The 14,938-nt window shown below is 65.8% G+C and carries 14 protein-coding genes; 3 read left to right on the top strand and 11 right to left on the bottom strand.

Annotated elements, in window-relative coordinates; genetic code table 11:
• A partial coding sequence (locus AC1D3B_RS35790) for a zinc-binding dehydrogenase (protein ID WP_478195407.1) occupies positions 1-501 on the top strand: 501 nt, incomplete at its 5' end.
• Here the strand turns inward: AC1D3B_RS35790 and nac are convergent.
• Positions 488-1,429 carry a nitrogen assimilation transcriptional regulator NAC gene (gene nac, locus AC1D3B_RS35785; RefSeq protein WP_478195406.1) on the bottom strand — a complete coding sequence of 314 codons (942 nt, stop codon included), beginning with the start codon at positions 1,427-1,429 and terminating at the stop codon, positions 488-490. The two genes, AC1D3B_RS35790 and nac, sit on opposite strands and share 14 nt — an antisense overlap.
• Positions 1,430-1,517: 88 nt before the next feature.
• On the opposite strand from nac, the gene AC1D3B_RS35780 reads away from it, so the two are divergent.
• Entirely contained in the window at positions 1,518-2,489 is a 972-nt protein-coding gene (locus AC1D3B_RS35780; RefSeq protein WP_478195405.1) for a LysR substrate-binding domain-containing protein, read from the top strand.
• Positions 2,490-2,492: 3 nt separating this feature from the next.
• On the opposite strand, the gene AC1D3B_RS35775 is transcribed toward AC1D3B_RS35780, so the two are convergent.
• The 10 genes from AC1D3B_RS35775 to AC1D3B_RS35730 form a co-directional block, all read right to left on the bottom strand.
• Positions 2,493-3,215 (bottom strand): HpcH/HpaI aldolase family protein, encoded by a 723-nt coding sequence (locus AC1D3B_RS35775; RefSeq protein WP_478195404.1) that lies wholly within the window; start codon positions 3,213-3,215, stop codon positions 2,493-2,495.
• Positions 3,216-3,230: 15 nt separating this feature from the next.
• Positions 3,231-4,037 carry an SDR family oxidoreductase gene (locus tag AC1D3B_RS35770; protein WP_478195403.1) on the bottom strand — a complete coding sequence of 269 codons (807 nt, stop codon included), beginning with the start codon at positions 4,035-4,037 and terminating at the stop codon, positions 3,231-3,233.
• Positions 4,034-5,740, bottom strand: coding sequence for a hydantoinase B/oxoprolinase family protein (locus AC1D3B_RS35765; protein ID WP_478195402.1), 1,707 nt, complete (start codon positions 5,738-5,740; stop codon positions 4,034-4,036). Before AC1D3B_RS35765 ends, AC1D3B_RS35770 begins: the two co-directional genes overlap by 4 nt.
• A 12-nt stretch (positions 5,741-5,752) precedes the next feature.
• Positions 5,753-7,849, bottom strand: coding sequence for a hydantoinase/oxoprolinase family protein (locus tag AC1D3B_RS35760; protein ID WP_478195401.1), 2,097 nt, complete (start codon positions 7,847-7,849; stop codon positions 5,753-5,755).
• Positions 7,850-7,889: 40 nt separating this feature from the next.
• Positions 7,890-8,618, bottom strand: a complete 729-nt coding sequence (locus AC1D3B_RS35755) for a branched-chain amino acid ABC transporter ATP-binding protein (protein WP_478105652.1) — start codon at positions 8,616-8,618, stop codon at positions 7,890-7,892.
• A 13-nt stretch (positions 8,619-8,631) separates the two neighbouring features.
• On the bottom strand, positions 8,632-9,405 hold the full coding sequence (locus AC1D3B_RS35750) for an ABC transporter ATP-binding protein (protein WP_478195400.1): 774 nt from the start codon (positions 9,403-9,405) through the stop codon (positions 8,632-8,634).
• Positions 9,402-10,421 (bottom strand): branched-chain amino acid ABC transporter permease, encoded by a 1,020-nt coding sequence (locus AC1D3B_RS35745; RefSeq protein ID WP_478195399.1) that lies wholly within the window; start codon positions 10,419-10,421, stop codon positions 9,402-9,404. The genes AC1D3B_RS35750 and AC1D3B_RS35745 overlap by 4 nt, the downstream gene beginning before the upstream one ends.
• A gap of 26 nt (positions 10,422-10,447) precedes the next feature.
• Positions 10,448-11,320, bottom strand: coding sequence for a branched-chain amino acid ABC transporter permease (locus tag AC1D3B_RS35740; RefSeq protein ID WP_478195398.1), 873 nt, complete (start codon positions 11,318-11,320; stop codon positions 10,448-10,450).
• 31 nt (positions 11,321-11,351) lie between these two features.
• Positions 11,352-12,560, bottom strand: a complete 1,209-nt coding sequence (locus tag AC1D3B_RS35735) for an ABC transporter substrate-binding protein (RefSeq protein ID WP_478195397.1) — start codon at positions 12,558-12,560, stop codon at positions 11,352-11,354.
• 115 nt (positions 12,561-12,675) lie between these two features.
• Entirely contained in the window at positions 12,676-13,884 is a 1,209-nt protein-coding gene (locus AC1D3B_RS35730; protein WP_478195396.1) for an aspartate transaminase, read from the bottom strand.
• A gap of 371 nt (positions 13,885-14,255) precedes the next feature.
• Between AC1D3B_RS35730 and AC1D3B_RS35725 the strand changes: the two genes are divergently transcribed.
• A partial coding sequence (locus AC1D3B_RS35725) for an SDR family NAD(P)-dependent oxidoreductase (RefSeq protein ID WP_478195395.1) occupies positions 14,256-14,938 on the top strand: 683 nt, incomplete at its 3' end.

The raw sequence follows: 14,938 nt of genomic DNA, 5'->3' as shown, positions 1-14,938 counted from the left end.
CCGATCGGCGCGCTCGCGATCATCGCGGCGCGGCGTGCGGGTGCGACGCACATCGTGGCGACCGATGTCGGCAGCCACACCCTGGGCAAGGCGCTCAAGGTGGGGGCGGACGAGGTGATCAACGTGGCCGAGCAACCCGACGGCCTCGCGCGCTTCACGGCCGACAAGGGCAGCTTCGACGTGCTGTTCGAGGCCAGCGGCAACGAGCGTGCACTGCGCGGCGCCTTCGACGCGATCCGACCGCGCGGGATCATCGTGCAACTGGGCCTGGGCGGAGAGATGACCTTGCCGATCAACACGATCGTCGCCAAGGAGTTCGATCTGCGCGGTGCCTTCCGCTTTCATGAGGAATTCGCGATCGCGGTGGAGTTGCTCAACAAGGGGCTGGTCGATGTGAAGCCGCTGATTTCCGCGACCCTGTCCTACCGCGATTCGGCACGCGCATTTGCGCTGGCGGCCGATCGCACGCAGGCGATGAAGGTGATCCTCAATTTCGATTGAGCAACAAGCTTTCGTCCAGCGGCGCCAAGTTGACCATCCGCTTGCTGGCCAACTCGAGCAGGATGGCTTTCACCGCCTGGGCGGGTTCGGACAATGGCAGGTGGTCCGCGCAGCATAGGGCCAGCGGCATTTCAACCGTCGGGGACACAATGCGCCGCACATCGCCAGATGCGGCGGCCGCTACACCACGCGCCGCCGAGCACGGCAGGATCGTCGCAGCCACGCCGGACGCCACGGCGGCCGCGAGCGTGTCGGATGACTCCATTTCCGCAACGACACGTGGCACCATCTGAATGGCCGCGAATGCCTGGTCAACCCGTCTGCGAAGTTCATTCGTGGCACGTGGCAACAGCAGGTCGACATCGCGCAAGCTCTCAAGCCGGACCTCTTCCCCAATTCCCAGTACACCGGGCGGCGCGACGACGCAGAGGCTCTCGGTCAGCAGCTGGTCGAAGCACAGGCCCTGGATGGTGCGCCCGCCGCCATAGAGGACCGCCATGTCCATCCGGCCTTCGCGCACCACATCGCAGAGCGTGGTGCCGAGGCTCTCGTTGATGTGCAACACAATCTGCGGATAGCGACCGTGAACGGTCTGAAGCAACGGCAACGCGAGCGTGGAGGCTGCGGTACCGGGGGCAAGTCCGACGGAGACCTGCCCCGACAATGCACGACCCGCATTGAGCACATCCGCCTGTGCCTGTTCGAACTGACGCAAGATCTGTTGCGCGTGCCGATACAGCACCTTCCCCGCCTCGGTGGGCTCCACGCCTTTCTGCGTGCGCAGCAACAATTGCTGCTTGAACTCCCCTTCCAGCGTCGCGATCTGCTGACTCAGGGCAGGCTGTGCGACATGAAGCACTTCGGACGCCTGGGTCAAACTTCCGACGTCGACGATCTTCACGAAATACTTCAAGCGCCGGAGATTCACAGGGGGCCCTCTTGGTTGCTGCTGGCTTCTTCAAGCAAGCATCAAGCCACCGTATCGAGCCGTCAACCGGAGTTACGATCACGCGACCATGACGGTGAATTTCAAGACCCTGAAGAGCTTTGTCACCGCCGTGGACGCCAGGAGCCTTTCGGCTGCGGCGCAGCAACTGGGTGTGGCGCAGTCGGCCCTGAGCCAGCACATTGCATCGCTCGAAGACCACTTCCGGCACAAGCTGTTGAGCCGCTCGAACGCCGGCGTTGCGCCGACCCGGCCGGGCAGCGCGCTGTACAGGCATGCCCAGTTGATTCTCACCCACCTCGAGCAGGCCGAGGGCGAGTTGATGTCGCGCAGCGAAGATGGCTTCATCGCCGGGCCGGTGTCGGTAGGCCTGGCCACCTACAGTACCGCATCGATCCTCTCCACGCCGCTGCTTCAGGCCGTACGCCGCGAGTTCCCGAACGTCAGCCTCTTCATCAACGACAGTTTCGGACTCGTGCTCAGCGAAATGGTGATGACGGGCCGCATGGACATGGCCGTCATCTATGCCGGCAGTCCAATCAAGGGCCTCCAGTTGCAACCCTTGTTGACAGAGGAACTGTTCTTCGTGGCGCCGGCCGGCACCACGTTGCCGCCGTCAATTGACCAGACCATTGCGCTGCGCGACCTCGCCGGGTTCGATCTGCTGCTGCCGAGCCGCATGCATTTCCTGCGGCGGATCATCGACGACGAGTTTGCGCGTATTGGCGTCACGCCGCGAATCACGGCCGAGATCGAATCCGCAGCCACGCTGCGCCAGGCAATCGATGCCGGTCTAGGCGCAACGATCCTTCCTGCCGCAGTCGCGGGCGTCTCGCCCGCACCCGATGGACCGGTCGTCCGCCGCATCGTCGAGCCGGGGATGCAGGCAACGATTTCGCTGTGCGTGACCGATCATCTGCCGATGTCCGACCAGGCCAGCGCTGTCCTGGCCATTCTTCGCAAGCAGGTCAATGAGCTGTTCGTGGAGGGACGCTTCGCCGGCATCCGCGCACCGGACGCGTCCGGCCTGCAGCCGCCCTGACTTTCAATGCGCTTCGAGCGCCACCGTCGCCGGCGCGGAAAGTTGTCGCATCGCACTCACGCCCTCCGCCACGAACGGGTCCGCATGGTAGTAGAGCAACTGCGCACCGACAGAGACGAGGTGCTCCACGTCCTGGCGCACGACCAGCGTGCCCGCCACCTTGCCGGCTGCGCGAATGCGTTGCAAGGTCTCATCCACCAGGTCGATCACCGGTTGGGGGCGGCGCTTGCCGGTTGCGACCGCGGGTGAATAGCCCATGGACTGCGACAGGTCGCCCGGCCCGACGAAGAACACATCGATGCCTTCCACGGCCAGGATCTCGTCGAGGTTGCGCACCGCCTCCACCGACTCGACCATGCCGACCAACAGCTTGCTGGCGTGGTCGTCGGGCACGGCGTAGCGGAAGGTGTGCACCACCTGGCGGGCGATCTCTGCCGTGTGAATCAGCGGCACCATGACGCCGTCGGCACCCGCATTGAGGCAGCGCGTGATGGTCGATCGTTCCTGGTTTTGCGGTCGCACGATGCCGAAGCCGCCGGCATAGCGCGCAGCCTTGGCCATGTGGTGGACGTCCTCGAAGCTCGCCAGCCCGTGCTCGCAGTCGATGAAGACGGAATCGGCGCCCGAGCGCACCAGCTTCTCGCACAGCGTGGGCGAGATATGGTTGGGGTTGACCATCAGCACGGAGTCGCCGCGTGCCAGGCCTTGGTGTAGGGAAGTGCTCATTGCGTGTCTCTCGATTCAGGGTTTGCCGGGCGTGCCTTCGGGCGCGCCGAGCCAGCGGCTGATCTCGACATCCGGGCCCTGGTCGCGCGCGAGCGTGGGGCTGATGACGAGTTGCTCGATCGTGGTGCCTTGCGGCAGCGTGCAGGCCAGCAGGATGGCGCGGGCCACGTCATCGGGCGCGACCATCGCCGCGCGTTCCGCGGCCGTCGGCGGCCGCACGCGCGTGTCCATGATCGGCGTGTTGACCTCGCCGGGCAGGATCGTGGTCGAGCGGATGTTGTTGTTGCGAAAGGTGCCGTGCAGGAAGCCCATGAGGTTGACGACGGCTGCCTTTGCCGCGCCGTAGGGGGCGCCGCCGAGCAGATTCGGCCGTACCGCCGCCAGTGAGGACACCGTGACCACCGTGCCTGCGCCAGCCGCCAGCATGCCCGGGAGCACCGCCTGGATCAGCACATAGACGGCCGTCAGGTTGACCGAAATCGCCGACTCCCAGTCATCCGGCTCGATCCAGCGGATGTTGCGAACGCGGCTCGTCAGGCCTGCGTTGTTGATCAGGATGCCAACCGGGCCGACCTCGGCTTCGATCCATCGCACCAGGTCCTGCAGCTGTTCGCGGCTCTGGAGGTCGGCTTGGCGGGCCCAGCCTTCCCCGCCCGCCGCGCTGATCTCGCCCACTACCGCGTCCAGCGGCTCCTTGCGCCGGCCCATGACCACCACGCGCGCGCCCTCGGCGGCAAGCATCAAAGCCGTCGAGCGGCCGATACCCGAGCCGCCGCCGGTCACCAGCGCGACCTGCCCTTTCAGCGCCGCGCCAGCCGTCACGCCAGCACCTCGGCAGGCTTTGCAGCAGGTGCGACCACGGGTGCGGCCCCGGGCACATAGCCATAGTCGACGCGCGCACGCTCGGAGCTGACCAGGCCTTGGCGCAAGTCGTCTTCCACCAGTTCGCGTGGGCGCTCGAGCGCCTCGCCCCAACCACCGCCCCCGGGCAGTTCGATCTGCAGTCGCTCGCCTGGCGCCAGCACCAGCCGCCCCTTGGCGAAGACGGCCTTGCCGTCATGCAGCACGGCGCCGTTGCGGCCAGCCTGTCCGCCGAGCACACCGAGGCACGGATACTTCACATGCTCGGTGCTCAGGTAGATGTTCATCTCGCGGTCCGAGAGGTTGCGGATGACGCCGCGCTGGCCCAGGCCGCCGCGGAACTTGCCCGGGCCGCCCGAATCGGGGATGAGCTCCTTGCATTCGGTCAGCACCGGCACCGCCAGTTCGTACATCTCGATCGGCGTGACGCGGCAGTTCGACGGGAAGCTCAGCGTGTCGAGCCCGTCCATCGACGAGCGCCCGCCCTGGCCACCGTGGAAGTTCTGCGCGCTGCCATAGGCCGTGCCGTCCGAGCGCTGGCCCTGGCAATTGATGCCCCAGATCGGCGCGCCACCGCTATCGCCCATCGCACCGTGGGGCACCACATCCTGCAAGGCCTTGAAGATCAGGCTGGGAATGCAGTGGCCGACCAGGTTGCGCGCGGCGCCTGCGGCATGGGGGCGCGGATTGAGGATGGAGCCTTGGGGTGCGGAGTCGGTCAACGCGACCATGCACCCTTCGTTGTTCGGCGTGTCCGGGTCGAGCAGGCACTTGAGCGCATAGACGCTGTGCGCCACGCGGTAGTGCGGCACCACGTTGATGCCGCGCGCCACCTCGGGCGAGGTGCCGGTGTAGTCGACATGGATCGAATCGTCCTTCACCTCGACGCTGACGCACAGCTTGACCTCGGTCTCGAAGCCGTCGATGGTCATGTCGGCCTTGTAGCTGCCATTGGGCCAGGCCGCGATGGCCTTGCGCATGTGGCGCTCGGAACGACTGAAGATCGCCTCGCCCAAGCCTTCGCAATCGTCCAGCCCGTATTCGTCCATGAAGCGCATGAACTCGCGGCACATCACCTCGTTGGCGGCGACCATGCTCTGGATGTCGCCGCGCACTTCGTGCGGCAGGCGCACGCTGGCCTCGATGACGGAGAACACGTCGGCATTCGGCTTGCCGGCCTTGAACAGCTTGAGCATCGGGATGCGAATGCCCTCCTCGAACATGTCGGTCGAGTCGGGCGATTGCGGCCGACCGCCGATGTCGGGCAGGTGGGCGATGCTGCCCGCATAGGCCACGATCTTGCCGTTGCGGAACATCGGTGTGAGCATCACCATGTCGGGCAGGTGGCCGGTGCCGATGATCGGGTCGTTGGTCGCGAGCACGTCGCCGGGCTCCAGCGACTCGGGTGGGAACGCCGGCAGGAAGTAATTCTGCGCGGCCATCGGGAGCGTGGTGATGAACACCGGGATCGACCAGGTGCACTGTGCCAGCGCGCGCCCCTTGGCGTCCAGCAGCACGTTCACGTAGTCGTGGTTCTCGCGCACGATCGGCGAGAAGGCGGTGCGGCCAAGGGCGCTGTCGGCCTGGTCGGCGATGAACACCAGGCGGTCCCACATCACCTGCAGCGTGATCGGGTCGTTGAAGTCGGGCTTGAGCATGGACATGACGTGTGGCCTTCAGTTCAGAAGCATGATGAGGTTGTGCTGGTCGTCGAGCGAGGCGCTCGCGTTGGGCCCCATGACGACGGTCGACTCGCGCTGCTCGATGATTGCGGGCCCTTCGACGGGCACGCCCGGCAGCAGCGCGTAGTGGTCGTAGACCGGCGTGTCGACGGTCTTGCCGAGTTCGGAGAAGAACACCGGGCGAGTGCCCTTGCGCGGGTCGCGCACCGCGCCGGCCTCGCCGCGCAGATTGGCGAGCGACACAGCCGCCTTCGGTCCGCTGGCACGGATGCGCCAGGTGATGATCTCGGCGTCTGTGCCGGTCACTGCGCGACCATACAGCGCCACGTAGTTCGCGTGGAAACGCGACAGCAGTTCAGGCAGGAAGGCCGGGTCGGCCGGATCGCATTCCGGCAGCGCGACGGAGATCTCGTAGCCCTGCCCCACGTGGCGCATGTCGACCGTGTACGCGTAGCTGATGCGGTCGGCCGGCACCTTGCTGGCCAGCACCACCTCGCGGCCCTGGACTGCGAGGCTGGACTTCACCACGTTCACCGCGCTCGGGTTCCATGCCGACAGCCTCATCGGCAGGCTGGTCGACAAGTCGGCTGCCACCGGCGCGCCGAGCAGGCCAATGGCGGAGGTCACGCCCGCACCCAGCGGGCAGATCACCTTGCGGATGCCGAGCTTGCGGGCCACGCCATAGGCGTGCACCGGTCCCGCCCCGCCGAAGGCGATCAGCGGCAGCGCACGCGGGTCGACTCCGCTGTCGGTCGACTGCATCGAAGCGGCCTCGGCCATGCTTTCGTTGACCATGTCGTGGATGCCCCAGGCGGCGCGCTCGGCGCTGATGCCCAGGTCCTTGGCGAGGCGCGCCATTGCCGCTGCCGCCGCCGGACGGTCGAGCGCGAAGTCGCCACCGAGGAAGGACTTCTCGTCGAGATAGCCCAGCAGCAGATCCGCATCGGTCACGGTCGGCTCGGTGCCGCCACGGCCATAGCAGGCGGGGCCGGGAGCAGCCGCGGCACTGCGCGGACCGACGCTCAGCAGGCCCATCTTGTTGCGCGCCGCGATGCTGCCACCACCGGCTCCAATCTCGATCATGTGGATCGACTGGATCTTCAGCGGAAAGCCGCTGCCCTTGCGGAAGCGCTCGTGGCGCGCCACTTCGAGGTCGTTGGCCACCATCGGCTGGCCATTCGGGATCAGGCACAGCTTGGCCGTCGTGCCGCCCATGTCGAACGAGAGCACGCTCTGCTCGCCAGCCTGCCTTGCATAGTCCGCCGCAGCCACCGCGCCCGCGGCCGGACCCGATTCGATCAGGCGCACGGGCGTGCGCGAGGCCGACGAACTCGGCACGACGCCGCCGCTCGACGTCATCCACAGCAACTGCCCTTCGACGCCGCGCTGCGACAACTCGCGCTCCAGGTGGTTCACATGGCCGACCATCATCGGCCGCGTATAGGCGTTGACCACGGTGGTCGACGCGCGATCGTATTCGCGCACCTCGGGGCAGACCGTCGACGACAGGGACACCGAGATCCCCGGCGCCACCTCCGCAATCAGTTCCGCCACCCGCCGCTCGTGCTGCGCGTACTTGTAGGCATGCAGCAGGCACACCGCAACCGATTCGACCTTGCGTTCGAGCAGGGTGCGAGCGATCGCGCGCACGCCTTCTTCATCGAGTGCCTTGACGATGGTGCCGTCGGCGGCGATGCGCTCTTCCACGCCGAAGCAGAACTCGCGCGACACCAGGGGGGCCGGGTACTGGATGCGCAGGTCGTACAGGTCGTAACGGCCTTCGGTGCGGATGCGCAGCATGTCCTGGAAGCCATCGGTCGTGATGAACGCGGTGTGCACGCCGCGGCGCTCCAGCACCGCGTTGGTCACCACCGTGGTAGCGCCGAGGATCTGCAACGCCCCGTTGGCCTTGGCTTTGGCCTTGCCCGCGTCCCTGGCGCGGACCTTGGCCAGCAGCTCATCCACGCCCTGGAGCACGGCGCGCGCAGGTGCGTCCGGCGTGCTCAGAACCTTGTGCAGCAGGATGTTGCCGTCGTCCTCGGTCATGGCGAAGTCGGTGAACGTGCCACCTGTGTCGAATGCCAGTTTCATGCTTTTCAGCTCCTAAGTGTTCGGTTGAGTAGCCTGGAGATCAGGCCGTGGCGGTATCGGATGCGCGGCGACCTGTCATGAACAGTTCGCCCAGATCGGCGTTGCTCAGTTCGCCGACGGGGCTGTCCCAGATGACCTTGCCCAGGCGAAGGACCACGGCACGCTCGGCCGCCTCCATCGCCTTGCGTGTGTTCTGCTCGACCAGCAGGATCGTGCGGCCGCCCTTGTGCAGGCGCTTGAGTTCGTTGAAGACCAGCGTGATCGCCTGTGGCGACAGGCCGACCGAGGGCTCATCGACCAGCAGGATCTCCGGCCGGCGCAGCACGGCCATCGCCATTTCGAGCAACTGTTGCTCGCCGCCGGACATGTTCCCCGCCAGTTCGTTGCGGCGCTTTTGCAGAATCGGGAAGAGGTCGTAGACATAGTCGCGCTCGCCCTTGAGGTCACCACCCTTGATGGTGTAAGCCGCCATCTCCAGGTTCTCGTCGATGGTCATCAACTGGAAGTTGCAGCGGCCCTGCGGCACATAGGCGATGCCGTGGCCCAGCATGGCCTGCGGCTTGAGGCCCGCGATGTCCTTGCCCTTCCAGCGGATCGCGCCACCCTTGTGGGTGGTCATGCCGAACAGGGACTTCAGCAGTGTCGACTTGCCGGCTCCATTGGGCCCGAGCAATGTGATGAATTCGCCGTGACGGATCTTCAGGTCCACGCCGTGCAGGATGTCCAGATGGCCATAGCCGGCATACAGGTTGTCGATTTCGAGTTCCATGGTGTGCTCCGCTTCAGCCGCCCAGATAGGCTTCGATGACTTCGGGATTGCGCACCACCGCCTCGGGCGTGTCGTCCGCGAGCTTGGCGCCCTGGTGCAGCACGACGATGCGGTGGCTGAGATTCATGAGCACATCGGTGTTGTGCTCGATCACGACAAAGGTCACGCCCAGTTCGCGGTTCGCGTGCTCGATGCTCTGGATCACCTTCTCGATGAGGATCGGGTTGATCCCGGCGAGCGGCTCGTCCAACAGGATCAGTTCCGGTTCCGGCATCAGCATGGAAGCGAACTGAAGCAGCTTCTGCTGGCCGCCGGACATGTTGCCCGCCGGCAGGTGCGCCACGCGCGACAGGCCTGCGATCTCGATCAGTTCCTTCGCCCGCTTGCGCAAGGCGCTGACCCGGCGCTTGGCCGATGGCCCGATCCAGAAGGTCGACAGCACGTTCGGAAAGCTCGACATCTGGCCCGCCAGCACGAGGTTTTCCTCGCAGTCCAGCGTCGGGAAGACCACCGTCTTCTGGAAGCTGCGAAAGAAGCGTCCTTCGCGGGCGATACGGTTCATCGGCCAGGCGGTTATGTCGACGCCCTTGAGCAGCACGCGCCCCGCGTCGCACTTCTGCAAGCCAGTACAGCAGTCGAACAGCGTCGACTTGCCCGAGCCGTTGGGACCGATCAGGCCCATCACCTCGCCGCGGTGCACCTCGATGTCGACGCCTTGCAAGGCCGCCACCGCACCGTAATTCTTGCGCAGGCCTTCGATGCGAAGCATGGATGTGTCGGCGGTCATTTCGCCACCCCCTTGTCGCTGCCGACGCCGGCGATGCGTGCTGCAAAGCGCTCGAACAACGGCGCCAGGCCCTGCGGGAACATGAACACCAGGCCGAGCAGCACGATGCCGTAGATCACCATGCGCAATTCCGGCGTGATGCGTAGCGCCTCCGACACCGCCACGAAGACGAAGCTGCCGATGACCGCACCTGGAATCTTGCCGACACCGCCACCCAGAACGATGATGAGGATCGTGTTGGAGTAGTAAGCCTGGAACACCAGGGGGCTCACCACCGTCGAGAAGTGGGCGTAGAGACTGCCGCCGAGGCCGGCGAAAACCGCGCTCAGCATGAAGACGAGCAGCTTGTAGGTCCACGTCGGCACGCCGAGCGATTCGGCGAGCCGCTCGTTGTCGCGGATCGCCACCATGCAGCGGCCGGCCGGTGAGCGGATCAGGGCCACGAAGCCCAGCACCGCAAGCGCGGCAATCGCCAGCGTCAGGTAGAAGTACTCGGGCGCCTTGATGACCGTGAAGACCCAGTCACCGAAGCCGATCCGGGGACGCGGCACGCCCGACAGGCCCATGTCGCCGCGCGTCAGGTCGACCCAGTTCTTCGACACCATCTGCGCGATCACGACCAGGCCCAGCGTACACATCACGAACGAGGTGTCGCGCAGCCGCAGCGCAGGAATGCCGAGCGGCAAGGCGATGAGCCCGGCCGCGAGCCCGGCCGCCACGAGGTTGACGACGAACGAGGTGCCGAAGTGGATCGACATCAGCGCCGACACATACGCGCCGATGCCAAAGAAGACGCCCTGCGCGAGCGAGAGCATGCCGGTGTAGCCGAGGATGAGGTTCAAGCCCAGGGCGGGCAGGAGGAAGATCATCGCCAGCACCATGGCATGCAGGTAGTAGTCGCCCAGGAAGAGCGGCGCCGCGAGCAGCGCGACCATGGCCAGGGCGCAAGCGCTCCAGTTGACCGTGGCGAGCCGCGCAGCGGGCAGGCGGGGGGTGTCCAGCGTGGTGGTTGACATGATGGCCTGTTGCATGAGGTGGGTTGTCAGAACCTGGCCTTGCTGCTGAACAGGCCGTGCGGCCGCAGCATCAGCATCAGGAGCAAGGCGATGAAGCCGACCGAGTCGCGGTACTGCAACCCGATGTAGCCGGCCACCAGGCTTTCCACCACGCCCAGCAGGATCCCGGCGATGAGCGTGCCGCGCACGTTGCCCATGCCGCCCATCACGATCACGGCGAAGGTCTTGAGCGTGATCGATTCGCCCATGCCACCGTAGATGCTCACGTTGATCGGGCCGGTGAGGATGCCCGACAGGGCCGCGATCGCGACGCCGATCAGGAAGGTCTTTCGCACCACCTGCTCGACGTCGATGCCATTGACCTGGCAACACTCGATGTTCTGCGACACCGCGCGGATCGAACGGCCGAGCCGCGTGCTGCGCACCATCCATTCGAGTGCGACAAACACCACGACCGTGACGCCGACCAGGATCACGCGCTGCTGCGACATGCCGAAGTCGCCCATCTCGATCGGCTCGATCCATCCGCCCGAGAACACCTTGTAGCCACCGCCGAAGGCAAGGATCACGACGTTCTGGAGGATCAGCGACAGGCCGAGCGTGGCCAGCACGCCGGCCTGGAAGGGTTGCCCCACGAGCCGCTGCATGACGAGGCGTCCGATGACCACCGCGATTACGCTCACGATGGCCACGCCGCCAATGATCGCCAGGCTGTACTCGGAGGTGAGGTGGCTCATGACCCACCAGGCCGCGAAAGTGCCCAGCATGTAGTACTCGCCGTGCGCGAAGTTGATGGCTCGCAGCACACCGAAGATCATCGTCATGCCGGCAGCCACCAGGGCGTACATCGACCCGGTGATGATGCCGTTGACGATCTGCTCGAAGATGAAGGAGTCCACGTGGAAGTCCTCGAACGGGGGTCCTTGCGCCTTACTTGGCGCTGGTCCCGTAGTCCACCTTCGTGGTGATCATTCCCTTGATGACCGGCTTGGCATCGACGATCTCGACCAGGGCCATCGGCAGGACAGCCTGGTTGTGGTCATCGAAGGTCACGCCGCCCATCGGGCTTTCGTAGTGGATGCCGGCCAGCGTGTTGCGCACGTCCTCGCCCTTTGCGCTCTTGGCATTGCGGATGGCCTGCGCGATCAGTTGCAGCGTGTCGTAGTGCGTGTAGGCATGGTTGTTCGGCATCTCGCCGCCGTTGGCCTTCTTGTAGTCCTCGACGAACTTCAGGCTGCGGGGGGCGGGCACCTCAGGCAACCATGCGGCCGCCTCGACCGCGCCGTTCATGACCTTCGGCGCAGCGGCGATCGTGTCCTTGGTGTTGAACTCGCCGTTGCCGACCAGCGCGATCTTGCCGGCGAGGCCCAGCTCGAGCATCTGGCGCGCAATGATCGGCGTGGTGTCAGCCTGACCGTAGAGGATGATCGCCTGCGCACCGGAACGGCGGATCTTGCTCAGCACCGTGCGGAAGTCGGTTTCGGAATCCTTGTAATAGTCCTCGCTGAGAATCTCGGCGCCCTCGTACTTCGGCAGGTAGCGCTTGGTGAACTTGATCGCGCCGCGGCCGTAGTCGCTGTCCACCGACAGCACCGCGAACTTCTTGAAGCCCTTGGTCTTGACCGAGTACTCGAGCACCGTGGCCGCGCGCACCTCGTCCGTCGGGTAGTTTCGGAAGGTCCACTTGAAGCCGCCGACGCCGGCCTTGTAGGTGATGTCGGGGTTGGACGACGCGGCGTTGACCAGCAGCACCTTCGACTCTTCCGCCATCGGCTGCATCGCCAGCGTCACCGAGCTGCAGATGTCGCCGATGATGATCGGCGTCTTCTCCAGGCTGATCATGCGCTGCGTCGCCGCCACGCCTTCCGAGGGCACGCACTGGCTGTCACCGCTCAACAGCACCACCTTGCGACCGAGCAGGCCGCCGGCCGCGTTGATCTCGCTGGCCGCGAGCGCCGCGCCCTTGTTCGCAAAGGCGCCGTAGCGCGCGTTCGGGCCGCTCATCGGGCTGATGATCCCGATCTTGATCGGATCGCCAGCCTGCGCTGCAGCATACGAGAAGGCACACAGGCCGAGAAGCGCAACGGCGGCCCCCCGTGCAGCCGCGCCAAGGGTGGGGGTCGTGGGATAACAGCTCATCGCATTTCTCCGGTCGATTGCAGGTGAAGGGTGGGGACGTGAATCAATGGTAGGAACGGCGAGCCGAAAGGGCCAATATGGAATCCGGCTCCGGGCATCACCATTCCTGATGGGCTCAGGAAAGCAGCGCGACTGCGCTGGCGATTCGGCGGCAGCCTTCCTCGATCTGCTCGACGCTGGTGGCGGTCGACATGCGGAAATACGGCGACAGGCCGTACGCCGTGCCGGCCAGCACCATGACGCCGCCCGCCTCCAGGAAGTGGATGACGACGTCGTTGTCGGTCTCCAGCACCTTGCCTGCGGGCGTGCGCTTGCCGATCAGGCCGCCGCAATGGGGGTAGAGGTAGAAGGCACCGCCCGGCGCGCGGGCGCGGATGCCGGGGATGGCATTGAGGAGGCGCACCGCGGCGTCGCGCCTCTTCCTGTAGGTTGCAACCCAGTCAGGCAGGAAGGTCGCTTCGGAATTGAGCGCTACCGACGCCGCCGCCTGGCTCATCGAGGACACGCCGCTGGTGGACTGCGACTGCAGCATGTCGAGCGCCCCGATGATGTCCGCCGGCCCGGCCGCATAGCCGATTCGCCACCCGGTCATCGCATAGGTCTTCGAAACGCCATTGACCAGCAGTGTGCGGTCACGCAGTCGCGGCTCGATGGCGAGCAGATGCTGCGGCTCGATGTCGTCGAAGCGGATGTGCTCGTAGATGTCGTCGGTCAGCACCATCACTTGTGGATGGCGCATCAGCACATCGGCCAGGGCGCGCAGTTGGGCGGGTGTGTACGTGGTGCCGGTCGGATTGGTTGGCGAATTGAACACCAGCCAGCGCGTCTTCGGCGTGATCGCGGCTTCCAGGGCGCCGGGCGTGAGGCGGAAGTCGTCCTCCTCGCGGCATTGCACGATGATCGGCGTGCCGTCGCAGGCCAACGCCATGTCGGGATAGGACACCCAGTACGGTGCGGGAATGATGACTTCCATGCCCTCTTCCACCGTCACCGACAGCGCGTTGAACAGCGCATGCTTGGCGCCGCAGGTCACGATGATGTCGCGCGGGGAATAGTCCAGGGCGTTTTCGCGCTTCAGCTTGGCCGCGATGGCCTGGCGCAGCGCGAGCGTGCCTGCGACCGGCGTGTAGCGCGTCTCGCCGCGCTCGATCGCATCGCAGCCGGCCTGGCGGATGTGCGCCGGCGTGTCGAAATCGGGCTCGCCGATGGCGAGATTGATGATGTCCCTGCCTTCGCGGCGAAGTTCGGCGAAGCGCTCGGCCGCCGCGGCGCTCGGTGATGGCTTGATGCGGCGGATGCGCGACGAGATCCGGGATGGGGTCACTGGGGTTCCTCTGCGTTGCTATGGGACGAACAGTAGGCATTTCCGGCCGCCGCGGCCAAGACGGCTTTGCTCTACGGCGATCGCAGACGCTGATGGCAGCCGTTGGCACGAGCCGCCATCAGCGTTCCCGATGGGATCAGAGCGAACTCGTCTTGGTGTGCACCAGCGGAGTGCGTAACGTGTCGTCCTCACCTCGCGAGCATCGAACAACCCCGGAGACATCTTGCGCCCCTCTGTTCGGGCAACCCGTGCCACCTTTCCCGACATCGCCGCCTGATTGCCGCGCTCGGCTGCGGCGCGCACGCTGGCAATCCGCCCACGCCCGTGAACCCCGAAGTCCTCGCCCGCTCAGCAGAAACAAGGAGATCCGTTTGCACTCCGTCCTCAAGTCCTTTGACCTTGCCGGTCGAACCGCCCTCCTCACCGGCTCCAGCGCCGGCATCGGCTTCGCACTCGCACGCGGCCTGGCCGGCGCGGGCGCCCGCGTGATCCTCAACGCGCGCTCGCCCGACAAGCTGGAGAAGGCCGCCGCGCACTTGCGGGATGAAGGCGCCACGGTCTTCACCGCCGCCTTCGACGTCAGCGACGGCAACGCGGTGAACAGTGCCCTCGACCGCATCGAGGCCGAGATCGGCCCGATCGACATCCTCGTCAACAACGCCGGCATGCAACGCCGCGCGCCGCTGGACCAGTTCGAAGAAGCGCACTGGCACGAGCTGATGAAGACCAACCTCGACAGCGTGTTCCTGGTCGGGCAGGCGGTAGCCAAGCGGATGATCCCGCGCAAGCGCGGCAAGATCATCAACATCTGCTCGGTGCAGAGCGAACTGGGCCGCCCCGGCATCGCGCCCTACACCGCCAGCAAGGGCGCTGTGAAGATGCTGACCAAGGGCATGGCGATCGATTGGGGCCAGCACGGCATCCAGGTCAATGGCATCGGGCCCGGCTACTTCAAGACCGAGCTCAACGATGCGCTGGTGAAGAACCCGGAGTTCTCCAACTGGCTGATCGGCCGCACGCCCTCGCGGCGCTGGGGGGACGTGGAAGACCTGGT

It is taken from the genome of Variovorax sp. P5_A3, assembly GCF_056400665.1.
This window is presented reverse-complemented; position numbering and strand designations above follow the sequence as displayed.